Source organism: Stenotrophomonas sp. YJH_SMC_79 (assembly GCF_059367995.1).
In genome coordinates, this window is the sequence record NZ_JCAFRK010000005.1 from 293692 (window position 1) to 317274 (window position 23583).

18 protein-coding genes are annotated in these 23583 nt (G+C 68.4%); 8 read left to right on the plus strand and 10 right to left on the minus strand.

The features are described from left to right. Positions 1-24: 24 nt before the first annotated feature. Positions 25-543 (minus strand): hypothetical protein, encoded by a 519-nt coding sequence (locus AC5P57_RS18875; protein WP_099552775.1) that lies wholly within the window; start codon positions 541-543, stop codon positions 25-27. Between the two features lie 220 nt (positions 544-763). On the opposite strand from AC5P57_RS18875, the gene AC5P57_RS18880 reads away from it, so the two are divergent. From AC5P57_RS18880 to AC5P57_RS18890, 3 genes are all read left to right on the plus strand, one after another. Next, positions 764-3253: a DEAD/DEAH box helicase gene (locus AC5P57_RS18880; protein ID WP_262235880.1), complete on the plus strand. Its 2490-nt coding sequence runs from the start codon at positions 764-766 to the stop codon at positions 3251-3253. Then, positions 3250-4266 (plus strand): ribonuclease H-like domain-containing protein, encoded by a 1017-nt coding sequence (locus AC5P57_RS18885; RefSeq protein WP_099552777.1) that lies wholly within the window; start codon positions 3250-3252, stop codon positions 4264-4266. The genes AC5P57_RS18880 and AC5P57_RS18885 overlap by 4 nt, the downstream gene beginning before the upstream one ends. Before the next feature lie 66 nt (positions 4267-4332). Beyond that, positions 4333-4647 carry an I78 family peptidase inhibitor gene (locus AC5P57_RS18890; protein ID WP_099552778.1) on the plus strand — a complete coding sequence of 105 codons (315 nt, stop codon included), beginning with the start codon at positions 4333-4335 and terminating at the stop codon, positions 4645-4647. Between the two features lie 67 nt (positions 4648-4714). Here the strand turns inward: AC5P57_RS18890 and AC5P57_RS18895 are convergent, their stop codons facing one another. The 5 genes from AC5P57_RS18895 to AC5P57_RS18915 form a co-directional block, all read right to left on the minus strand. After that, positions 4715-6703, minus strand: coding sequence for a M56 family metallopeptidase (locus tag AC5P57_RS18895; RefSeq protein WP_262235881.1), 1989 nt, complete (start codon positions 6701-6703; stop codon positions 4715-4717). 3 nt (positions 6704-6706) lie between these two features. Continuing rightward, positions 6707-7093 (minus strand): BlaI/MecI/CopY family transcriptional regulator, encoded by a 387-nt coding sequence (locus AC5P57_RS18900; protein ID WP_099552780.1) that lies wholly within the window; start codon positions 7091-7093, stop codon positions 6707-6709. 108 nt (positions 7094-7201) lie between these two features. Beyond that, positions 7202-9457: a TonB-dependent receptor gene (locus tag AC5P57_RS18905; protein WP_099552803.1), complete on the minus strand. Its 2256-nt coding sequence runs from the start codon at positions 9455-9457 to the stop codon at positions 7202-7204. 17 nt (positions 9458-9474) lie between these two features. Next, the gene (locus AC5P57_RS18910) at positions 9475-10695 is read right to left on the minus strand and encodes an MFS transporter (RefSeq protein ID WP_262235883.1); all 1221 of its coding nucleotides are present in this window, start codon (positions 10693-10695) and stop codon (positions 9475-9477) included. Then, complete coding sequence (locus AC5P57_RS18915) at positions 10685-11077, minus strand: hypothetical protein (protein ID WP_262235884.1); 393 nt, start codon at positions 11075-11077, stop codon at positions 10685-10687. The genes AC5P57_RS18910 and AC5P57_RS18915 overlap by 11 nt, the downstream gene beginning before the upstream one ends. A gap of 130 nt (positions 11078-11207) precedes the next feature. On the opposite strand from AC5P57_RS18915, the gene AC5P57_RS18920 reads away from it, so the two are divergent. Beyond that, on the plus strand, positions 11208-12155 hold the full coding sequence (locus AC5P57_RS18920) for a helix-turn-helix transcriptional regulator (protein ID WP_262235886.1): 948 nt from the start codon (positions 11208-11210) through the stop codon (positions 12153-12155). A 141-nt stretch (positions 12156-12296) separates the two neighbouring features. Further along, positions 12297-13448, plus strand: coding sequence for a serine hydrolase domain-containing protein (locus AC5P57_RS18925; RefSeq protein WP_099552805.1), 1152 nt, complete (start codon positions 12297-12299; stop codon positions 13446-13448). Here AC5P57_RS18925 and AC5P57_RS18930 read toward each other — a convergent pair. The 3 genes from AC5P57_RS18930 to AC5P57_RS18940 all read right to left on the minus strand — a co-directional run bounded on the left by AC5P57_RS18930 (position 13383) and on the right by AC5P57_RS18940 (position 16832). Then, positions 13383-14165, minus strand: coding sequence for a hypothetical protein (locus AC5P57_RS18930; protein WP_239503810.1), 783 nt, complete (start codon positions 14163-14165; stop codon positions 13383-13385). The genes AC5P57_RS18925 and AC5P57_RS18930 overlap by 66 nt on opposite strands. 21 nt (positions 14166-14186) lie before the next feature. Continuing rightward, positions 14187-15602, minus strand: coding sequence for an XVIPCD domain-containing protein (locus AC5P57_RS18935; protein WP_262235887.1), 1416 nt, complete (start codon positions 15600-15602; stop codon positions 14187-14189). Between the two features lie 123 nt (positions 15603-15725). Beyond that, entirely contained in the window at positions 15726-16832 is a 1107-nt protein-coding gene (locus AC5P57_RS18940) for an SDR family oxidoreductase (protein ID WP_262235889.1), read from the minus strand. Positions 16833-17048: 216 nt separating this feature from the next. On the opposite strand from AC5P57_RS18940, the gene AC5P57_RS18945 reads away from it, so the two are divergent. Continuing rightward, on the plus strand, positions 17049-17357 hold the full coding sequence (locus AC5P57_RS18945; protein WP_099552786.1) for a putative periplasmic lipoprotein: 309 nt from the start codon (positions 17049-17051) through the stop codon (positions 17355-17357). Here the strand turns inward: AC5P57_RS18945 and AC5P57_RS18950 are convergent. Beyond that, positions 17335-18390 (minus strand): DNA topoisomerase IB, encoded by a 1056-nt coding sequence (locus AC5P57_RS18950; RefSeq protein WP_099552787.1) that lies wholly within the window; start codon positions 18388-18390, stop codon positions 17335-17337. The genes AC5P57_RS18945 and AC5P57_RS18950 overlap by 23 nt on opposite strands. A 112-nt stretch (positions 18391-18502) precedes the next feature. Between AC5P57_RS18950 and AC5P57_RS18955 the strand changes: the two genes are divergently transcribed. Then, positions 18503-18892: an I78 family peptidase inhibitor gene (locus AC5P57_RS18955; protein ID WP_099552806.1), complete on the plus strand. Its 390-nt coding sequence runs from the start codon at positions 18503-18505 to the stop codon at positions 18890-18892. Between the two features lie 175 nt (positions 18893-19067). Continuing rightward, the gene (gltB, locus tag AC5P57_RS18960) at positions 19068-23522 is read left to right on the plus strand and encodes a glutamate synthase large subunit (protein ID WP_262235892.1); all 4455 of its coding nucleotides are present in this window, start codon (positions 19068-19070) and stop codon (positions 23520-23522) included. Positions 23523-23583: the final 61 nt, after the last annotated feature.

The following is a 23583-nucleotide window of genomic DNA, read 5'->3' on the forward strand; positions in this document are numbered from 1 at the left end:
GAGGAACCGGCAGGATATACCGGCCTACTTCACCGGCGGCGCGCCGCAGCCTTCCTGCTCCTGGCAGAACTGCAACGCGCGCCGCTGCTGCTCGGCGCTCAGCTCCGGCGGTGGCCGTGCAATGGCGGACTGGATCTGGTCGGGGCCGCCGGTGAGCTTGTTCAGACCCCGGCCCGCCGCCAGCACGCCCTTGACCACGCCCATCATGATGTAGCCGCCGCCCATGCTGACCTGCTCCGGCGATGGCGGTTCGCTCCAGTCGCGGCTGAAGCGGTTGTCGCCGAACTTCACCGGATTCTTGAAGCGGTACAGATCCAGCGGCTCGTCTTCCGGCTTGAGCGCACGCACTTCGCCGAGGGTGGTGACGTTGTCCTGCGGCAAGGCGGTGGAAATCGGCGCGGTGGCTGCTGTCGGGGCATCAGCAGGGGGAACGGGTGCAGGATCGGGCACCGCCACCGGCGCGGCCTGCTGTGCCTGTGCGATGCCCGCCAGCAGCATGCTGGCCAGGAGTGCTCCCTGCGTTCCACGTCGTGCCACAGCCATCCACCCTGTTGGTTGCGTCCAGCGCCCAAGGATACGGATGCCGGCTTCAGATTTCGTTGCCGCACCGGCGGCTGTTCAGCCCAGGGAGATGCGACGATGCGGCGATGCCATGGGACACGGGCACTGAACGGTTCACGCCCTCCGTGTGCGGTGTCTCACATCCTGAGACGTGAGTGTGGTGCCATGTGACTCCTCGCAATCCGTCCCGGCTCCATCTTCCATGGCTTACGAACTCGCCAAGCGCACCGCCGATGCCGAGCAGAAGCTCGCCACCCGCGATGGCCTGCCCGCCCGCGACGGCGCCCTGCTCAGTGCACGCCTGCAGCGCCGCTACCAGGACCGCATCACCGGCAGCTTCGCCATTCCCGGCCGCGAGGGCCGCTACGCCGCCATTCCCGACACGGTGCCACCGGCACTGGCCGCAGCACTGAAGGCGCGTGGCATCGAGCAGCTCTACAGCCACCAGGCCGAAGCGTGGGAGGCCAGCCAGCGCGGCGAGCACGTGGCCATCGTCACCCCCACCGCCAGCGGCAAGTCGCTGTGCTACACCCTGCCGGTGGTCAGCGCCGCGATGCAGGACAAGGCCAAGGCGCTGTACCTGTTCCCGACCAAGGCGCTGGCCCAGGACCAGGTGGCCGAGCTGCTGGAACTCAACCGTGCCGGCGACCTGGGCGTAAAGGCCTTCACCTTCGATGGCGACACCCCCGGCGATGCGCGGCAGGCGATCCGCCTGCACGGCGACATCGTGGTGTCCAACCCGGACATGCTGCACCAGGCCATCCTGCCGCATCACACCAAGTGGGCGCAGTTCTTCGAGAACCTGCGCTACATCGTCATCGACGAGGTACACACCTACCGCGGCGTGTTCGGCAGCCACGTCACCAACGTGCTGCGCCGGCTCAAGCGCATCTGCGCGTTCTACGGCGTGCAACCGCAGTTCATCCTGTGCTCGGCCACCATCGGCAATCCGCAGGCGCATGCCGAGGCGTTGATCGAGGCACCGGTCACCGCCATCACCGAATCCGGCGCGCCCAGCGGGCCGAAACAAGTGCTGCTGTGGAACCCGCCGGTGATCAACCCGGACCTGGGTCTGCGCGCCTCGGCACGCTCGCAGAGCAACCGCATCGCGCGCATCGCGATCAAGTCCGGGCTGAAGACACTTGTGTTCGCGCAGACACGCTTGATGGTGGAAGTGCTGACCAAGTACCTGAAGGACATCTTCGACCACGACCCGCGCAAGCCGCCCCGCATCCGCGCCTACCGCGGTGGCTACCTGCCCACCGAACGCCGCGAGACCGAACGTGCGATGCGCGCCGGCAACATCGACGGCATCGTCAGCACCTCGGCGCTGGAGCTGGGCGTGGATATCGGCAGCCTCGACGTGGTCATCCTCAATGGCTACCCCGGCAGCGTCGCTGCCACCTGGCAGCGCTTCGGCCGCGCCGGTCGCCGCCAGCAGCCCGCGCTGGGGGTGATGGTGGCCAGCTCGCAGCCGCTGGACCAGTACGTGGTACGCCATCCGGATTTCTTCGCCGAGGCCTCGCCCGAACACGCGCGCATCGCGCCGGAGCAGCCGCTGATTCTGTTCGACCACATCCGCTGCGCGGCCTTCGAGCTGCCGTTCCGGGTCGGCGATGGCTTCGGCCCGATCGATCCGGAAGTGTTTTTGGAAGCGCTGGCCGAAACCGAAGTCATCCACCGCGAGGGCGAGCGCTGGGAATGGATCGCCGACAGCTACCCGGCCAACGCGGTCAGCCTGCGTGCGGTGGCCGATGGCAACTTCGTGGTGGTCGACCGCAGCGATGGCCGCCAGCAGATCATCGCCGAGGTCGACTATTCCGCGGCCGCGCTCACGTTGTACGAAGGCGCGATCCACATGGTGCAGTCCACGCCCTACCAGGTGGAAACGCTGGACTGGGAAGGCCGCAAGGCCTACGTCACGCGCACCCACGTGGATTACTACACCGACAGCATCGACTTTACCAAGCTCAAGGTGCTGGACCGCTTCGATGGCGGCGTGGCCGGGCGTGGCGATTCGCACCATGGCGAAGTGCACGTGGTACGCCGCGTGGCGGGCTACAAGAAGATCCGCTACTACACGCACGAGAACATCGGCTACGGCCCGGTGAACCTGCCCGACCAGGAACTGCACACCACTGCGGTGTGGTGGCAGCTGCCGCAGGCGCTGCTGCTTCGCGCGTTCGCCAGCAAGCAGGATGCGCTGGATGGATTCCTCGGCGCGGCGTACGCGCTGCACATCGTCGCCACCGTGGCGGTGATGGCCGATGCACGCGACCTGCAGAAGTCGGTGGGCAACGGCGATGGCTCCTGGTTCGCGATCGCCGACCAGAGCGGCCGTGGCCAGCTGCGCGGCAGCGAGGGCGATCCCGGTGTGGTGGAGCTGCTGCAGGAGTTCGTGCCCACCGTGTACCTGTACGACAACTTCCCCGGTGGCGTCGGCCTCAGCGAGCCGCTGTGGCAACGCCAGGCCGAGCTGGTGCAGCGCGCGCGCGAACTGGTGCAGCGCTGCGACTGCAAGGCCGGCTGCCCGGCCTGCGTGGGCCCCGTACTGGCCGCTCAGGAAGAAGATGAGACTTCGCCGCGTGCGCTGGCGCTGCGCGTGCTCGACCTGTTCGATGCCGACGCCTGCCAGCATGTGCCCGACGTGGTGGTGACCACGCGCGATCCGATGGAGCTGCTGGCCCTGTGAGCCTGAGCCTGGACAAGCTGCGCCTGCTGCGCAGGCAGGCCGGCGACCCGAAGGCGAGTACACCGGCCGCGCCGGACGTGCCTCCTGCACCTCCGGCACCCGTGGCCGCCAACGATGCGCGGCAACCACCGGCCGAGCGTTCGGTGTTCGCCTGGGTCGAACAGGAAATCCGCCACAAGCCGACCGGCGCTGCGGCCTCCACACCGGCGACGCTGCGGCGGCCGGAAGTAGGCAGCCTGCATCGCCTGCTCGGCCTGCGTTCGCGCGGTGGAGCCGCGCCGGCACGCGCCAGTGCACAGGATCGCCAGCTGCCCGGTGAGGAAATCGAGCCGGGCCTGTTCCTGATCGAATCGCTGCAGCCGCAACCGATCCCCACCGCCCCGCTGTCGCTGGCCTTCGCCAAGCGCGAGGACCAGCACGTGGCCGCACGCGATCTGCTGTTCTTCGATACCGAGACCACCGGCCTGGCCGGCGGCACCGGCACCCGTGCCTTCATGATCGGCGCGGCCGACTGGCACGTGTGTCCGCAACGTGGTGAAGGCCTGCGCATCCGCCAGCTGCTGATGTCGACGATGGCCGCCGAGGACGCGATGCTGGCCACCTTCGCCCGCTGGCTGCAGCCCTCCACCGTGTTCTGCAGTTACAACGGCCGCAGCTACGATGCGCCGCTGCTGAAGGCCCGCTACCGGCTGGCACGCCAGCGTTGCCCGATCAGCGCACTGGATCACGTCGACCTGCTCTATCCGACCCGCCGCCGCTATCGCGGCACGTGGGAGAACTGCAAGCTGTCCACCATCGAACGCCAGCTGCTGCGCGTGGTGCGCGAGGACGATCTGCCCGGTTCTGAAGCACCGGGCGCTTGGCTGCGCTTCCTGCGCGGGGGCGATGCGGTGAACCTGCGCCGGGTGGCCGACCACAACCACCAGGATGTGGTAACCCTGGCCCTGCTGCTGCAGCGGTTGGTGCACGAGGAACAGCGCGAGCGCGAGACGCTGGCGCTGGTCGGGCAGTAGGCGTTGACGCGGCCTGACGGTGGCAGCGGCGACACTGCCGCCACCATCCACGCCTGGAGCCCGACGATGCGCCTCAATCCCCTGGTCCTGCTCGCCATCCTGCCACTGGCTGCCTGCAGCCATGCCGGCAGCAGTACCGCGCATGAGACCACGCCGCCACCGGCGGCCGATGGCCCGCATGAGTGCCAGCCCGACAAGCTTGAAGCATTCACCGGCAAGACCGCCGACGAAGCCACGGTGAAGCAGCTGGTCAGCGCCAGCGGCGCACGCGGTGCACGGGTGGTCAAGCCCGGCATGGCGGTGACCATGGACTTCCGCCAGGATCGCGTGACCGTGCAGGTGGATGCGCAGAACCGTATCGAGCGCGCCAGCTGCGGTTGATCGCCCCAGGGTAGTGCCGGCCGCTGGCCGGCACCCCACATTGCCGGCCCGCGGCCGGCACTACCGATCAGAGGCGCTCGGCCTTGCCACTGGCCAGTGCGCGCGCGATCACCTGCTGTGCCTGCTGCGATGCCTGCGCATGCACACGCGCCTGGCGCTCGCCCAACGCGGCCTGCTGGCTGCCCAGTGCCGCCTGACGGCTGGCCAGTTCAGACTGCTGGCTGGCCAGGCGCTGCATGTCACGGGTGCGGCCGGATTGCGCGGCCTCGCTGCGGGCTTCCTGCATCGCACGACGTGCCTCGGCGGCAGCCTCGCGTGCAGCCTCTCGCGCAACGGCCACATCGTGGGTCGCACCGCGCGCCGCCTTCGCTGCTTCTGCGGCGGCCTCACGGTTGATGTCGTGGGCGGCCATCGCATTGCGTGCTGCCTCGGCGGCGGCAAGTGCGATGCGGCGCGCCTCTTCACCCTGCAGACGCCCCATCTCACCCATCTGCTTGCCGAGGTCGCTCTGCTGGCGGCCCAGCGCACTCTGCTGGCGGCCCAGTTCGCTCTGCTGGCGACCGAGGTCCGCCGCACCGGCATAGGCGCGCTGCAGCGACTGGATCAACATCGGGTCGCGCACCACGTAACGCTTGTCACCCTGACGGAACCACAGTGCGGGGCCCTTGCCGAGCTGCCTGCGGGCCACCGTCACGTCGTCCATGCCTCCGTTGGCGAAGGTCGAGTCACCATCGACCAGCACGAAGGCCTCCCGGGGCGACTTGCCCAGATCGAGGCGACCGTAGGTCGTGATGGAGGTCGTGGTGGTCGTGCCGTCATGGTCCTCATCCATGCCAGCGGCATCGTCGACGTAGGCCACGTCGGCATCGTCAGGACCGGACGGTTCTTCCATATCGGCTGGTTCGGCGGGCGGTGCGGGAGCCACCGGCACGGCCGGAACGCGCGCGGCCGAGGGCGGTGCGGGCGGTGCTTCCGGGGCCTTCGGCGGCGGCGGCACCACGGCCTTCGGGGCGGCCGGTGGTGCGGGCGGAGCCGGCGGCACTGGCGCTGCGACCAGTCGCATCGGCGCCACGCCCACCACCACCACCACAGCGGTCAGCGCCATCGCCAGGATGCGCGGGCAGGACCGGTGCGACTGCAGCGAGAGCAGGCGACGCTTGAGACTGGTGGTGCTCGGTGCGGCGCTGGCCACGCCCAGATGCGGCTGCGGGGCCACGCCCAGCTGCAGCAACAGGCGGCCATAGGCCTGGCGGCTGGCGCCGTGCTGGCCGACCACCGCCGCATCCACGGCTTCCTCGCGGGCCTGGGCGTATTCGCGCACCGACAGGCGCAACAGCGGGTGGAAGAAGAACAGGTGCTGGGCCAGTGCGGGCAGCAGGCCCCATTGCAGGTCACGCCGCTGCAGGTGCTGCAGTTCGTGGGTCAGTGCCAGGTCCAGCGCGTCACCCTGCAGGGCATTGTCGCCGGCCGGCAGCAGCAGCACCGGGCGGAACGGCCCGACCAGCTGCGGCGAGTCCACCTGCGTGCTCATCCAAAGCCGCGGTGCAGGGCGCACGCCGTGCGCATCGGAGGCCAGCTGCAGGGCCTGCACCAGCGCCTCGTCCTCGCAGGGATAGGCGGCGGCCAGCAGCGCGCGGCAACGGCGCCACTCACCGAAGGTTCGCACAGCCATCAGCAGCACGCCGGACGCCCACAGCGCGGCCAGTGCAACGGCCCACCACGCCACCGACGGCACGTCCGCTGCAGGCATCGGCATCGTCGCCAGCAGCTGCGCCGAGGCCTCCGGCGCCAGCGGATAGACCAGATCGGCGGCAACGTCGGTGGCGGTCATCGCCACGGCCTGGGGGGCCGGCAGCCAGGCCAACTGCAACGGCTGGCTCCAGAACAGGCCGAGCACGGCCTGCAGCGACACCAGCCACCACAGGCGGCAGCGGGTAGCCGCCGACAGCGACGGCAGCGCGCGGCACAGGCCGTATACCAGGGCCACCAGCAGCACGGTCTGCAGGCTGGTCCAGCCCAGCCGTTCCAACATCGGGATCAGCATCGTGGTGTCCATGGCTCAGCCCTCGTGGCGACGCGATTGGAGTTGGGCGACCAGCGCTTCCAGCTCGGCCAGCTCGTTGTCGCTGACCTGCTGGCGCTGCGACAGGTAGGCCACGAACGGCGACACCGAGCCCTGCAGGGTGTTGTCGACGAACTGGGCCACGGCACCCTGCAGCACGCTCTGCGGGCCACGGGTGGCCTGGTAGCGGTAGACGCCGTCCTGCTGCTGGCGCTGAAGATACCCCTTCGCCCGCAGCCGCTCCATCATCGTCAGCACGGTGGAACGGGCCAGGCCACGGGCCTCCCCGTAGCCATTGGCGACTTCGCCGACGCTGGCCGGCGCATGTTCATCGATGTACTGCAGCAGGGCCAGCTCCTGGTCCCCGATCGTCTTGCCACGCATGACACCACTCCCTTGACTACACGTGTCGCCACTGTCTGCGTGACGACAACTGTAGTCAACCCCCCGGAAGTCATGGGCCGACGAACGGTAGGGCGGTGGTCGCCTCCCTCAGTACTCCACCCGGTACCCGATCGAGAAGGTCCGCCCCGCCGCCGGCAGGCTGGACATCTTTCCGTAGGTCGCCTCGGCCTGCTGGCCATAGACCGTGCGGTAGTCACGATCGGCCAGGTTGTAGACGCCCACGCTGAAACGACCTCCGGCCAGCGGTACTTCGCCGATCAGGTCGAACACCGCATAGCCGTGGATCTTCGCGGCCGGGGTTGCGCGGATGCTCGGGCTGATCGCAGCAGCCGGTGCATCACGCCAGGCGCGATCGGTCCCACCGACGACCTGCCCCTGCAGTCGCAGCAGGCTGTCGTTGGCGAAGCGCCACTGCCCGTGCACACCCGCCTTCAAGGGTGAAACGCGGAACGCATTGAGCTCACGCCAGCGTCCGGCAGCGTCGCGGTACTGGCCACGGGTGCTGGCAAGGCTGGCGCCCAGCTCCAGCGGTGCGGTCGGCGTGTAACGCAGGTTGGCCTCCACGCCCCACACCCGCTCGTCGGTGTCGGCCACCGACACGCTGTAGTCGCGGTTGAACTGCACGGTCTTGTCCGAGCGGTTGTAGAACGCGGTCACTGCGCTCTGCAGCAATGCATCACTGCGGCGCCAGCCCAGCTCGTAGCTGTCGACCTTGATCGGGCCAATATTGCGGCTGTCGATGACGAAGCTTGCCGGTACATCGCGCAGCATGCGCTGGGTGTCGGGCAGGCTGAAGCCCTGCGAGACGTTGGCGAACAGCTGTTGCGATGCATCCAGCCGGTACACCACGCCGGCATTGAACAGGGTCTGCGAGTGGCGCACGCGGCCACCCTGCAGCAAGCGCGGCTGGTACCCGGCAACGGCATCGGCGGTGATCGCTTCGGTGTAGGGAAGCGAGTCTTCTACGCGGTTGCGCAGGATCTGGTGGCGCACGCCGGCCTGCACGCTGAAGCGCTCACCCAGCGAATGATCGGCCTGCAGGAACAGGCCGGTGGTATCCACGCGCACGTCCGGCCCCATCGCGTACTGCGCGGTGGGCTGGTAGTCGAGACCATTGCTGGCGATGAAGCGGTTGATGTCATACATCTGCCCGCGCTGGCGATCCTGCTCGCGTTCATGGTCCACGCCATACGACAGCTGCAGGCTGCGGCCACCGACCTGGAAATCCTTGTGCAGCGCGCTGCGCAGGCCCCAGACATCAATGTCGGTGTTGGACTGCATCGCCACATAGGCGAAGCCACCACGCAGCGCCGGGTGCACCAGGGTCGACACCGACGGGAACCAGCGCCCCTGCTCGTTGCGGTAATAGGCTTCCACGCTCAGTTCCTGCCCACCCGGCAGGTCGCGGTTGCGATACTGCACATTCACTCCCTGGTGCCGGGTCCGCGGCTGCGCCTCCAGCTGCAGGCCGGGCAGCGCCTGGTGGCTGGGCGTGAATGCAGGGTTGAACAGCGCGGCCAGGCGCGGGCCATAGTCAGGGCCGTGATCACTGTCCTGCTGATCGTCGAACCAGCGTACGCCGACGCTCAACCGCTGGCTGTCCGTCGGGGTCCAGTCCAAGCGCGCATTGAGTTCGCGGGTCTCGGTGTCCTGCCGATCGGTCTGCGCGATCTCCGGGCCGATGCGACGGCCATGCGCATCCAGCGATGCGCCCTGCCGGCCATAGGCGAAGCCGAACGCGCCACTGAACTGATCGCCGCGCACGGTCATGGTCTGCGCGGCGTTCCAGGCCAGCGTGTCACTGGACAGATGCGAGGGACTGCGCAGGCCGAACTGGCTGGCCAGCTGCACCGGCTGCTCGCCGGGCTGCAGGGTGATGATGTTGATGATGCCGCCACTGGCACCGGCGCCATACAGCGCGGTGGCGCCGGAGATCACCTCGATGCGCTCGATCATGGTCGGCGAGATGCTGTTGAGCTGGCGCGACCCATCGCGTGCGCCGGTCAACGGCACGCCATCGATCATCACCTGCACGCTGCGGCCACGCATGGTCATGCCGTAGTTGCTGGTGGTACCGCTGGCCGGCGCCAGCGACGGCACCAGCTGGCCGAGGATGTCGGCGGTGCTGCGCCCGGCGGTGATCTGCTGGGCAATCTGTTCGTGCTCGATGGCATACACGGTACCGGCGATCTCAGCCACGCTGCGTGCACCTCGCACGGCGGTGACACTCACCGCATCCAGTTGCCGGGTGCCGGACGTAGCAGACGCATTCTGCGCCGCCAGCTGGCCACTGATGGCCATCGCCAGCACAGCCAGCGGAAGGGTTGCTGCGGTATGCCGCATGGTGTCCTCGTTGCGTATCAGGGGGAGTTCGTGGGTGCTGCGAAGCGGCGCATCAGCGGCCGGCACAACAGCAGTCCAAGCGCCGAAACCGTGGCCAGCGCGATGTAGTAGGTGGGGTAGCCCATGCCCTTGGCGAGGAAGCCGGACAATGCGCCGCCGATGAAATTGACCAGCAGCTCGAAGCACACCAGCAGGGTGAAGTCGGTGCCGGCCTGCGCACGCGAGCTGACCCGCATGAACAAGGCATACAGGCTGGTCATCGCCACATAGCGCAGCGCCAGAAGAGCGATCACCAGCGCGCCCAGGCCAAGCCGCGAGGTCGCAAGCGCGCCGCTGTACAGCATCAATGCCAGCAGCACGTACAGCGCCGTGCGCCACCAGCCGGCATGCATCAACAGCTGCTCGGCCCGGTGCTGCTTTAGCAGCCAGGCGGCGCCCACGGCTGCCAGCATGCCGGTGCCGGCACCGCCCACCGAGATCAGCAACCCGATCTCGGTCAGGCTGAACTGCTGGTCGACCAGCAGCGGGTTGATCATCGCCATGGCCGGCGCTTCCACCAACCGGTAAAGCACGATCAGCAGCAGCGCCCAGCGCAGTTCGCGACGGCGCAGCGCGCGCAGGATGCTCGGCCGCGGCGCGTCGGGCCTGGCCGGCGTTTCATTGATCTGCTGCACTGCCAGCAGGGTCAGTGCGCTCATCGCGGCCAGGCTCAGCAGGGCCACGGTCCAGCCGCGGGTTTCATACAGCCACAGCACGCCGGCGCCACCAATCATGCTGCCCAGGGCCACGCCCACGCTCTGCGCCATGCTGCCCAACCGGTGCTCGGCCGGCGCCAGCGCCTCCACGGTGTAACCGTCGATGGCGATGTCCTGGGTGGCGGCAATGCTCGAGATCCACATGCCGACCAGCACGAACACGACCAGGCCATGATCCAGGCCAGTGAACGCCAGCACCAGGATGCCGGCCAGCAGCAACAGTTGCGTCAGCCACAGCCAGCTGCGGCGGCGGCCGAGGGCGGGCAGGTGCCAACGGTCCACCAGCGGTGCCCACAGGAACTTCAGCGCCCACGGCAGGTACAGCAGCGACAGCATGCCGATCCAGCGCAGGTCCACGCCCTGGCTGCGCAGGATGGCGGGCACCGCCACGTTGTAGAAATACAGGGGCAGCGCATGCGCCATGTACAGCGCGACAATCACCCCCAGGCCGAATGGCGAAGCGGCGGCGCGCTCAGTGCGCATCGGCCTGCTCCAGGTGCTCGCCAATCCAGCGCATGCCCGCGCCGGCATCGGTGGTGACGAAGTAAGGCACGGCCCAGGCCGCGTGCAGCGCCGGGGTGTCCAGCCGCTGCCGCTCGGCGGCATCGCTGGCGATGCGTACCAGGCCCCGGCAGTACTGCCGGAAGGCGGCCTTGTACTGCTTGTACCAGACCGCCTGCAGGGCACGGTAATCGTCGCAGAAGGTGGCACCGGGCGCGGTGCTGGCAATGAAGTAGAAGGGACGGTGGGCCTCGATCAGCGCCTGCACGCGGTCCAGCCAGTACCGGATCTGGTCCGCATCCACCGCGCCATGGAAGACGGCACGCAGCACCGCCGCCTCGTTGATCACCAGACCCATTGCCATCGACCTTCTTGCTGAACAGGGGAAAGGGGCAGTGGCCCAGCCCCGCAAATGAGAATAATTTGCAATACGATTGCAAGTTTAGGCGCGACGAAAGAAAATTTAGGCACGACAGCATTCGTGGGTGCCTTGCATGCAGGTCTATTCCTGCGCCGAACTGATGAGCGCCGCCCACGCGCTGGGCGGCCGGGTCGACTTTGAATCGGGCCTTCCCGATGCGCTGCCGGTGCTGGCCGGCTGGCAGAAGGTGCAGTCGATGGACAGCGGCCTGGTGCTCTATCTCAGCCGCAGCCAGGACATGGTCGGCGGCCGCAGCCAGAACTGCCTGCCTGCGGGGCTCACCGCCAGTTTCCTGCTGCAGGGACAGGCCGAAGTGGTCATCGCCAACCAGCGCCTGCAGATGGACAGCCGCCGGGCCGGGAGCCCGGCGATGCTGGTCCACCTTCGCGAGGAGGAAGCGTTCCAGCGCCACTGGCAGGCGGGTCGTGAGGAAACCAAGGTCAGCCTGCACCTCAGCCGGGACTGGCTGTCGCGCCAGCTCGATGGCATTGCCTCGGCCGGTCTCAGCCGCCTGCGGCTGAGCCACGCGCGCAACCAGGCGTGGCAGCCGCCTGCGCCGCTGCTGCGGCGAGCTGCTGCGTTGTTCGGGACGGAAGCGGCGGAGCCGCCTCTGCTGGCCAGCCTGCAGCGCGAGAGTTTTGCGCTGGAGGTCGCAGCCAGCGTTGTCCGTTCCGTGGTCGCCGAGCGCGACGCACCTGGCCCCAGCACGCATCTGCGGCGTTGCGTGGACCAGTTGCAGCAGTGGCTGCAGAGCGGCGAGGCCGATGGCCTGACCATCAACCAGATGGCGCGCAGGCTGGGGACCAACGCCGTCGACCTGCAAAGCACCTTCCAGCAGCTGCACGGCAGCAGCATCGCGGCCTGGCTGCGTGCACTGCGCCTGCAACGGGCACACGATGCGCTGCTGCAGCGGCGGATATCGGTGGACGTGGCGGCCAGCCTTGCCGGGTACGCCCATACCAGCAGCTTCAGTGCCGCGTTCAAGCGGCAGTTCGGACGGTCGCCCTCCCGCATCCGCTAGCCGCGTGCACGCCCTGCGTGCCAGCCCTGAACCTGACCGCGCGACGCAGGTTCCGCTTAAACCTTTTCCGCGCCCACTGCATCCGATCCTCGACGCCCGCCGGAATTCCGCATGTTCCGCCCAACGCTTCGAGTCGTGCTCATGCTCATCAGCGCCCTGCCGTTCGCCGCCCTGTCCTTGCCCGCCCCGCCCTTGCCGGCCGTGTCCGCCAGCCAGGACCAGGCCAACGACCAGACCCGCCGCCTGATCCGGCAGATCATGCGCGATGAGCGCATTCCCGGGCTGCAGATCGCAGTGGTCAAGGACGGCCAGATCGTGTTGTCCGAAGCCTACGGGCTGGCCAACGTAGAAAACGGCGTGCTCGCCTCGCGTGACACCCGCTTCCCGCTCAACTCCGCCACCAAGGCTTTTACCGGGGTGGCCATCGCACAACTGGCAGAACAGGGGCGATTGGATCTGGACGCGCCGGCCTCGCGCTACCTGGATGATCTTCCTGCTGCATGGAAGGACGTGGGCCTGCGCCAGCTGCTGGCCCACACCTCCGGCCTTCCGGACATCCTCGATGCGAAGGGACTGCTGGGTGGTGGTTCCGAAGCGCAGGCATGGACGGAGGTAACTGCGCGACCAGTCGAAGCCGCACCCGGGCAGCGCTTTGCCTACAACCAGACCAACTACGTGCTGCTGGCGCGGATCATCGCGCGGCAATCAGGCATGCCCTACGAGCGGTTCCTCGCCACCGCCCAGTTCAGCAGTGCACGCATGGCGCGCACCACCTTCGGTGACAGCTACGACCTGATTCCGGATGCCGCGACGATGTACAGCCTGGCGCCGCGCGCGACCGATGCGGCCGACACGCCACCACGTCTGTCGCACTGGTTCTACGACATACCGCCCTCACTGTGGGCCGGCGGCGGCATCCTCACCACCGCCGACGACACCGCACGCTGGCTGGTCGCGTTGACCGAAGGCCGCCTGCTGGGTGACGCCGCACGTGCACGCATGTGGTCGGCCGAGCGCCTGGCCGACGGCCGCGCTGGTCCGTGGGCGGGCGGCTGGCCAGTGCTGCAGGCAGCGCCCGACCTGCAGGTGGCCGGCATCGGCGGCGCGCGCTCGGCGTTCGTGGTCTATCCCGGGCGCGGCGTGGCGGTGGTGGTGCTGACCAACCTGGTCGGCGCCAATCCGCAGCGCTTCATTCCACGTATCGCCGACTTCCATGCCAGTGCTGCCTCAGCGGCCGATGACAAAGCGGTCGCCCGTGCATGGCAGCAACGGTCCATCGTTGCACGGCCATAGCGCTGCAGGGAGGGTCTGCGTCACCTCGAAATGATCCTGGTTCCAGCGCAGGAATCCGGCGTGCACGGCGTTGCCATGGTCGAAGGTGCGTGCATCCTCGCCCAGCGGCTGTTCTGGATCAGCTTCGAGCACCCAGCGCAGCACCGGCACCTTGTCCAGCTGCCCGGTGAAAGCAAACAGTTCACCCGCGCCCTTGTCCTGGTAGGCCGCCAATGCCGTGGCATCCGGCAGGCTGGCCTGCGCCAGCAGTGCGTCGGTGACGTCCTGCAGCGGTCCGGTTCCCTCAGCGATATAGGCACGCATGCCGGTGGTGATGGCCGGGCAGCCCTTCAACTGCACCAGATAGCCGGTTTTCCCGCCACCGCCGGAGAACGAGCGCAACCAGTAGCGGAAGCGCGGTCCACTCTGGTCGGTCACCATGACGTCGGCCCCGCCCTGCTGCCCTGGAATCGAAACCACCAGCGCGTCGTGCGCGCCGGCGACGTCGCACTTCAACTGCTGCAGTACTCGAAGGGCGGGCTCGGGCAGCGCGCCGTGACGGCCTCCGGCATGCGCGCTGCCGGATGCTTCCGGCAACCCGGGCAGGCCACGATCGGGCGAAGAAGGTTGCGCGGTTGGCGCCGCTGCGGGCGTGGCAACTGGGGCTGCAGCGGTGCGCTCCCCCGCGGGCGCACAGGCGCTGCAGGCCAGCAGCAACACCAACGGCAGACCGGACATCAATGGTAAACGGACCATCGATCAGCGCCCTCCCATTGCCGGCGCTTCCTGCTGCTGTGCAGCCGCAGGCGCCGGTGCCCCCTGTTCGCGCGCTTGCTGCTGCAGCTGGCGCAGGCTGGTTTCCACCGCAGTCTCGCGCACCTCGGCCGCATTGACACCTGCGCGCACTGCCGCGGGATCGCCCGGACTGCCCTGCACCAGGAAAAGTGTCTCGCCCGCAGCGCGGCCACCACTGGGATTGCTGGCCACGATCTGGTCGACCCGGGTGATGCCTGCGGCCTTCGCTTCGCGCAGCATCACCAGACTGTATTCATCGGCGTGCTCGGCGTAGCGTCCGCCCAAGGCCTGCAGGTGCGTGCTGATCTGCTGCTGCAGGGCATGGTCGCGATGCTGCGGCTGCCGGGGATCGTCATTGGCCGCGAGCGGCGCGTCCTGTCCCAGCTCGCGCGACTGGCCCGGCGCAACCGAGGTCAGGACATACTGCCAACGGTTCTGCCCAGAGGTGCCGCGTACCGTCGCCACGAAGTCGTCGTACTCGCCGCCGCCGATGGTCTGGCAGCCCGCCGAATCGGTGTTGGACCGGCTGCCACGATGGATCTTGAAGGTGTCGTTGAGGTCCTGCACGCCCTGGGTATCGCGGGCATCGAACCAGCCATCACCATTGCTGTCGCGCTCCACCCGGCCAGCGCCGGCGGTGATGGCCGCCTGCGAAGGGCGCAACGCGAACTCATCGGGATGGCCGTTGCGCGGATGGGTGGTCGCGCGCATCTCGGTGGTGCCTTCGCCCAACCGTCCAAGATCCTTGACCCGGTCGCCGTTGACGTCCTCGCCCTCGGTCTTGGTGCGCGGTGCCACGTTGCCGAAGCCGGGGCTGCGTGGCGTGGTCTTGGCGTGACCGTCGTACTGGGCCGTCGGCTCTGTCGTGGCCTGGTTGAACTCGCGTACATGGCCGTGGCCCTGCGCATCCTTCCACAGCACCACGATGCGGTCGTCGTAGACACCACGCCCGCGCGCCTCGATGGTGCGGTTCTCATCACGCAACCCCAGCACCACGCGATCCTGGGTGGCCATCGCATCGTTCGCCGCAGCGTTGCCGCGCTGGGCCACGATGCTGCCATACACGTCGTACTGCTGGGCCTGGCTCAGGCCCGCGGTCTCTGCTGCATCGGGCATGCGCGGAGGGCGCGTCGCCTCACCCAGGCGCTCCAGCATCGGGTTGACCGTGGCCGCATCCGCAGCGGATACGCCACCGCTCCGTCGCAGCGCCTCAAGCTCGGTGGCACCCCGTGCCGCGATGTAGCGATCCAGCGATTCCTGCACCACCGCACTCTGGCCGTTGTGAAGGGCCTCCAGGCGCGCGGCCGCGCCACGGGCGTCGTTCTGCCGCAACAGGGCGACGACTTCATCGGCCGCTGCGTTGATATCCATCTCCGGCATGATCTTTCCTTGAACGTGATCGGTGTGGGCGTCCAGCCTACCCCACCACACCGGCGCAGCCCTTGACACACGCCACACACCTGCGCGAAGCCCCATTCAGCAGATCCCACGCAACAGGGTTGTTCAGCCTCGCGGCCCACCCATCACCGGCAGGATCACCCCGCTGATGTAGCTGGCACAGACCGGCGAGGCCAGGAATACGTAGGCCGGCGACAGTTCTTCGGGTTGTGCGGGCCGGCCCATGTCACTGTCCTTGCCGAATTCAGCGACGTCCTGCGCCGCCTTGTCGGCGGGGTTCAACGGCGTCCACACCGGCCCAGGCGCCACGCAGTTGACGCGGATTCCGCGCGGCAGCAGCTGGCTGGCCAGCGACTTGGTGAACGCATGGATCGCGCCCTTGGTGGCCGAGTAATCGATCAGCGCCTTGCTGCCGAAGATTCCCGTTTCCGAACCGGTGTTGATGATGCTGGCGCCCTCGCCAAGATGCGGCAGCACCGCGCGCGCCATCTGGATGTAACCACCGATGTTGGTCTGCAGTGTTTCCTGCAGGTGCGCGTCTTCAAGGTCTTCCAGCCGCTCGCAATGCAGCTGGAACGCGGCGTTGTTGACCAGGATGTCGATGCCGCCGAACGCCTTGGCTACCTGCTTGACCGCCTTGTTGCAGAAGCGCGGATCACGCACATCACCGGCGATCACCACGCAGCGGCCGCCTTCGCGCTCCACGTGCTGGCGGGTGATGTCCGCGTCCTCGGCCTCGTCCAGGTGCAGTACCGCCACATCCGCGCCTTCGCGTGCGAACAGCACCGCCACCGCACGGCCGATGCCGGAATCGCCGCCAGTGATGATCGCGCGCATGCCCTGCAGCTTGCCGCTGCCGGTGTAATCGGGTGCGAGGAAACGCGGCGCCAGCTCCAGTTCGTGTTCATGCCCGGGCTTGGCCAGCTGCTGCGCTGGCATCGCCTCCGGCTGACGGCGTGCGCCTGCCTGGGTCGCAGTCTTCCTTGTGGCCTTCTTTGCCGCGCGCACATCCTTGGCCTTTTCCTGGTCCTGCAGGCGCCGCTGCCGGGCGGCGACGCGCGCTGCCCGTGGATCGCTGGCGGCCGCCTGGCGCGTTGCGGTCTTCACCACCCGTGGGCGAGCGGGGTCGGCAGCGGTCTTCGTCGCAGTGCTGCCTTTGCGCACCTTGGGCGAGGCTTTGCGGCGGACGGGGGTTTTCCTGGTGGTGGCCATGCAGGTCTCCTCGGAGTGGAAGGGGGTTGCCGGCCAGCGGCCGGCACTACCGGGCGCATGCGCCGCAGTACCGGGGGCGGCATCCGCCGCGCCTGCAGTGTCTCTGCCTATGCTGTTGGTGGCAGTGAGCGCATCGTGTCCACGATGTGCACGGTATTCATTCCGCCACCACGTGCGGCGTCGCACGCTGCACGCAACCACACAAGGAACGCCTCCATGAAACATGCCATCGCCACCGCCGCCGTCTGCTTTGCCCTCGCCGCCTGCAGCAGCACGCCGATGGCCCAGGTGCAGCCGATCGACGGCGTGATTTCCGGCCAGTGCCACAGCGACATGGTGCGCGGCGCACTCGGCCTGGCCGCTTCGGACGCCACCGTGGCGCGGGCACGCGTGGACAGCGACAGCCTGCACGTGCGGGTGCTGCGCCACGACGGCCCGCGGGTGCCACCGGCCCACGAAGGCGGCGACCGCCTGACCATCGAGAAGGGCCGCACCAACAACATCACCGCGATCTACTGCGGCTGAGCCTGCGCGCCCTGCGCAGCACGCGCAGGGTGGCCTGTTCCCACTGGCGCGGCCCGCGCAGGCCGGCCAGCTTGGCCAGTTCGCCGCGCTCCCAGCCGGCGAACACGCACGGGTCGATGTAGGCCTTGCGGCATACCGCAGGCGTGTTGCCCAGCAGCGCTGCCACCTCGCACACCACCGCACGCTGTGCCTGCGCCAGCGCGCGCTGGCTGGCCGGTTCCGGCAGCTCGGTGGCGGCAAACGCCTGCACCGCCGCCACGGTGCCGCCCCAGGTGCGGAAATCCTTGGCGGTGAAGTCCTCGCCCATCACCTCGCGCAGGTAGTCGTTCACCGCCCCCGAATCCACCGGCTGCGGTGCGCCGTCGTCATCGCGGTACTGGAACAGCGCCTGCCCCGGCAGCTGCTGCAGGCGGCGTACCAGCAGCCCCAGCCTGCGATCGCCCACGGTCACTTCCTGCAGCTGCCCGGACTTGCCGCGGAAGCGCATGCGCACCCGGCCGCCGCGCAGCAGTTCCAGATGGCGGTTGCGCAGTGTGGTCAGACCGAACGAACGGTTCTGCTGCGCATAGGTTTCATTGCCGACCCGCACCAGCGTGTCGGCCAGCAGCGCGACCACCATGGCCAGCACCTTCTCTTTCGGGAAGCCGGGCCGCTTGAGATCGCGCGACAACCGCCGCCGCAGTGCAGGCAGGGCCTCACCAAAGGCAATGATGCGGTCGAACTTGCCGGCGTCGCGCTCCTTGGCCCAGTCGGCGTGGTAGCGGTACTGCTTGCGTCCGCGCGCATCGCGGCCGGTCGCCTGCAGGTGGCCATTGGCATGGGCGCAGATCCACACCGCGGTGTAGGCCGGCGGAATCGCCAGCGCACGGATGCGTTGCAGAGTGGTGGCATCGCGCAGCGCGTGGCCATCGGCATCGCGGTAGCTGAAGCCCTTTCCAGCGCGGCGGCGGCTGATGCCGGGCTGGGTGTCATCGACATAGCGCAGGCCCGCAGCGCGCGCGGCCTGTTGTTCCGGAGTGGCGGGTGTTGGCATGTCCGCCAGTGTCACCGGTGCGGCGCAGCGATCCTGTCGATAACACAAGACAAACACGTGAGGGTCGGTTCGCCGCTATGCTCGGGCTTTCACAACCCCTTCCGGAGTCATGATGTCGTTTCCGATTCGCGCCCGTTCGCTCTCCGTCCTGTTGCTGCCGGCCGTGCTGGCCCTGACCGCCTGCCAGGCACCGGCGCTGGATGAACAGGATTCGGCCACGGCCCATGCCCAGCAGGCCGCCGAGGCCGCCAAGGCACCGGCCGACGACGCCGGCAAGGCCACCGAGGCACCGCCGGTCGGCACCTGCGATGCCAGCCAGGTGCAGAGCCTGGTCGGCCAGGCGTACACCGATGCCCTTGGCAAGCAGGCCCAGGAAGATGCCGGCGCCAGCCAGGTGCGCGTGCTCAAGCCCAATGATGTGGCCACGATGGAGTTCCTCGGCGACCGCCTGAACATCGAAGTGGACGACAAGGGCGCAGTCAGCGGCGCGCGCTGCGGCTGAGTCCGGCCCCGCGCCGGCACTGGGTTGCCGGCGCGTTCTGTTGCACCTGCAACCGTGTATTGCGGCGCTGCAGCAACCTGTGATCTAGTCGAGGCATCCGGTGGCCTCACGATGCGCTCCAGGGATTGGGCGGGCTTGAGTGTCCCCGTTCAATTCATCCCGCATCGAGGTAGAGATGGCCCCCCGCAACCGCCAAGGGCTTTACGACCCGCGCTCCGAGCGCGATGCCTGTGGATTTGGCATGGTCGCCCAGCTCGACGATCAACCATCACGCCTGTTGGTTGATACCGCCATCGCCGCGCTTTCGCGCATGACCCACCGTGGTGGCGTCGCCGCCGATGGCCTGACCGGTGATGGCTGCGGCCTGCTGCTGCGCCGCCCCGATGCGTTCCTGAAACTGCTGGCCAGCGAAGCCGACATCGCGGTCTCCGCGCGCTTCGCCGCCGGCCTGGTGTTCCTGCCGCACGGGGCCGACGCGGCGCAGGCCTGCCGCGCACAACTGCAGGCGCAGGTGGAAGCGGTGGGCTGCAAGGTTGCCGGCTGGCGCGAGGTACCGACCGACGACAGCGTCTGCGGCCAGCTGGCGCGCGATACCCTGCCGCGTATCGAACAGGTATTCGTCGATGCAGGCGTCGGCCAGGATGATGCCGGCTTCGCGCTGGCGCTGTTCCTGGCCCGTCGCCGCAGCGAACAGCAGCTGCGCGACCACGCCGACTTCTACGTCACCACCCTCACCCCGGATGCGATCAGCTACAAGGGCATGGTGCTGCCGGACAAGCTCAGCCGCTTCTTCCCGGACCTGCAACGCCGCGAACTGGCCTCCAGCGCCATCGTGTTCCATCAGCGCTTCTCCACCAACACGCTGCCGCGCTGGCCGCTGGCGCACCCGTTCCGCATGCTCGCCCACAACGGCGAGATCAACACCATCGAAGGCAACCGTCGCTGGGCGCAGGCGCGCAGCAAGGTGTGGAAGACGCCGCGCTTCGATATCGGTGAATTCGACCCGGTCATCTCCATGCACGGTTCGGATTCGCAGAGCCTGGACAACATGCTGGAGCTGATGGTCGCCGGTGGCATGGAGCTGATCCAGGCGCTGCGCATCCTGGTGCCGCCGGCTACGCAATCACTGGAATTCAAGGACCCGGACCTGGCGGCGTTCTACGAGTTCCACGGCCTGAACAGCGAGCCGTGGGATGGCCCGGCCGGCATCGTCGCCTGCGACAGCCGTTATGCGGTGTGTACGCTGGACCGCAACGGCCTGCGCCCGGCGCGCTGGATGCTGACCGCCGACCGCCACTTCCTGGTCGCCTCCGAAGCGGGCGTGTGGGAAGTGCCGACCGAGCGTGTGGTGCGCAAGGGCAAGCTGGGCCCGGGCGAGATGGTGGCCATCGACCTCAAGCGTGGCGACCTGCTCGACTCCGACGCGGTGGACCGCATCAACCGTGGCCGCGCACCGTACAAGCAGTGGCTGCAGCAGGGCGTGACCTACCTGCAGACCGAACTGATCGACCCGTCGCTGGTGGAAGAACCCTTCGACGAGGGCACCCTGCGCAGCTACCACAAGCTGTACCAGCTCAGCAGCGAGGAAGTGGAGCAGGTGCTGCGGCCGCTGGCCGAGACCGAGCAGGAAGCCACCGGCTCGATGGGCGATGACACGCCGATGGCGGTGCTGAGCCAGCGCAGCCGCCCGCTGTACGACTATTTCCGCCAGGCGTTCGCGCAGGTCACCAACCCGCCCATCGACCCACTGCGCGAAGACTGCGCGATGTCCCTGTCCACCCAGCTCGGCAGGGAGACCAACATCTTCCATGCCGGCCCGGAGACGGTGAACCACGTCATCCTCAATTCGCCGGTGCTCAGCCAGCGCAAGCTGCGCCAGCTGCTGAAGATGGACCAGTACGTGCAGGCCAACCGCCTGCTCGACCTGTCCTACAGTGAGGACGAGGGCCTGCGTGCCGGCATCGAGCGCATCTGTGCCGAGGCCGAACAGGCCGCGCGCGAGGGCATGGTGATGCTGCTGCTGTCCGACCGCTACCCGGTGGCCGGGCGGCCGATGGTGCATGCCCTGCTGGCCACCAGCGCCATCCACCACCACCTCTCCCACCTGGGCCTGCGCTGCGACGTCAACCTGATCGTCGAGACCGGCACCGCGCGCGATCCGCACCACATGGCCTGCCTGCTCGGCTTCGGCGCCACTGCGGTGTACCCGTACCTGGCCTACCAGACCCTGTTCGACCTGGGCCGCCGTGGCATCCTCAAGCTCAGCAAGGGTGGCGAGCAGTCGCAGATCGGCCGCCGCTACCGCAAGGGCGTCTACAAGGGCCTGTCGAAGATCATCTCGAAGATGGGCATCTGTACCGTGGCCAGCTACCGCGGTGCGCAGCTGTTCGAGATCATCGGCCTGGAACCGGAAGTGGTCGATCTGTGCTTCCCGGATACCGCCTCGCGCATCGGTGGCGCCGGCTTCGCGCGTCTGGATGCCGACGCACGCGAACTGTGCGCGCAGGCGTGGGACGCGCAGCAGGACGTGGACGTGGGCGGCCTGCTGAAGTACGTGCACGGCGGCGAGTACCACATGTACAACCCGGACGTGGTGACCACCCTGCAGCGCGCCGCGCGCAGCGCTGACCCGCGTGCGTGGCAGCAGTACTGCGATGCGGTGCATGCACGGCCGCCGTCGGCACTGCGCGACCTGCTCGAACTGGTGCCGGCGGCCACGCCGGTACCGCTGGACGAGGTGGCCCCGGCCAGCGAACTGTTCCCGCGCTTCGATACCGCCGCCATCAGCCTCGGCGCACTGTCGCCGGAGGCGCATGAAGCGCTGGCCATCGCCATGAACCGCCTCGGCGGCCGCAGCAATTCCGGCGAAGGTGGCGAAGACCCGGCACGCTATGGCACCGCAAAGCGCAGCAAGATCAAGCAGGTGGCCTCGGGCCGCTTCGGCGTCACCGCCGAATATCTGGTCAATGCCGAGGTGCTGCAGATCAAGGTCGCGCAGGGCGCCAAGCCCGGCGAGGGCGGCCAGCTGCCCGGGCACAAGGTCAACGAACTGATCGCACGCCTGCGCTACGCGCGCCCGGGCATCGGCCTGATCTCGCCGCCCCCGCACCACGACATCTATTCGATCGAAGACCTGGCGCAGCTGATCTACGACCTCAAGCAGGTCAACCCGACCGCACTGGTGTCGGTGAAGCTGGTCAGCCATGCCGGCGTGGGCACGATTGCCGCCGGCGTGGTCAAGGCCGGTGCGGACCTGATCACCATTTCCGGCCATGACGGCGGTACCGGCGCCTCGCCGGTCAGCTCGATCCGCTATGCCGGCGTGCCGTGGGAACTGGGCGTGGCAGAAGCGCACCAGGCACTGCTGGCCAACGACCTGCGCGGGCGCACCCTGCTGCAGACCGATGGCGGCCTGAAGACCGGCCTGGACGTGGTCAAGGCGGCGCTGCTGGGCGCGGACAGCTTCGGCTTCGGCACCGCGCCGATGATCGTGCTGGGCTGCAAGTACCTGCGCATCTGCCACCTCAACAACTGCGCCACCGGCGTGGCCACCCAGGACGAGCGCCTGCGCGAGAACCACTTCACCGGCCAGCCCGAGCGCGTGGAGAACTTCTTCCGCCTGCTGGCCGAGGAAGTGCGTGGCTGGCTGTCCTACCTGGGCGCACGTTCGCTGGAAGAAATTGTCGGCCGCACCGACCTGCTGCGGCAGATCGAAGCCGCGCCGCGCGACGGCGTGCGCGTGGACCTGTCGCGCCTGCTGGCCGACAGCCGCTACGAGGGCAGCCACTGCGCGGCGCAGCGCCTGTACGAATCGCCGGACAGCCTGGCCACGCAGATGGACGGCCTGCTGGCCGCAGCCATCGAGCACAAGCAGGGCGGCGAACACCGCTTCCTGATCCACAACACCGACCGCAGCATCGGCACCCGCCTGGCCGGTGCTGTGGCGCGTGCGCACGGCAACCAGGGCATGGCCGAGGCGCCGCTGGAACTGCGCTTCCGCGGCAGCGCCGGGCAGAGCTTTGGTGCCTTCAACGTCGGCGGCCTGCACCTGGAAGTGGAAGGCGAAGCCAATGACTACGTCGGCAAGGGCATGGCCGGCGGCCGCCTGGTGGTGCGTCCGCCGCGTGGCGCGCGCTTCGAGGCCCGCAGCACCGCCATCATCGGCAACACCTGCCTGTACGGCGCCACCGGGGGCGAGCTGTTTGCCGCCGGCCGCGCGGGCGAGCGCTTCGCGGTGCGCAATTCCGGCGCGCTGGCGGTGGTGGAAGGTGCCGGCGATCACTGCTGCGAGTACATGACCGACGGCGTGGTGCTGGTGCTGGGCAAGGTCGGCCTGAACTTCGGCGCCGGCTTCACCGGTGGCCTGGCCTACGTGCTGGACGTCGACCGCGACTTCGTCGACCGCTACAACCACGAGCTGATCGACATCCACCGCGTATCGGCCGAGGGGTTCGAGAACTACCGCCAGCACCTGCACCGCCTGATCGGCCGCCATCGCGAGCTGACCGGCAGCATCTGGGCGCAACAGATTCTCGACGAGTTCCGCGACTACATCGGCAAGTTCTGGCTGGTCAAACCGAAGGCCGCCAGCATCGAGTCGCTGACCGAAACCCTGCGACGCGCTGCGTAACGGTAGTGCCGGCCGCTGGCCGGCATCCCAGGATCACGTAGTGCCGGCCGCTGGCCGGCAA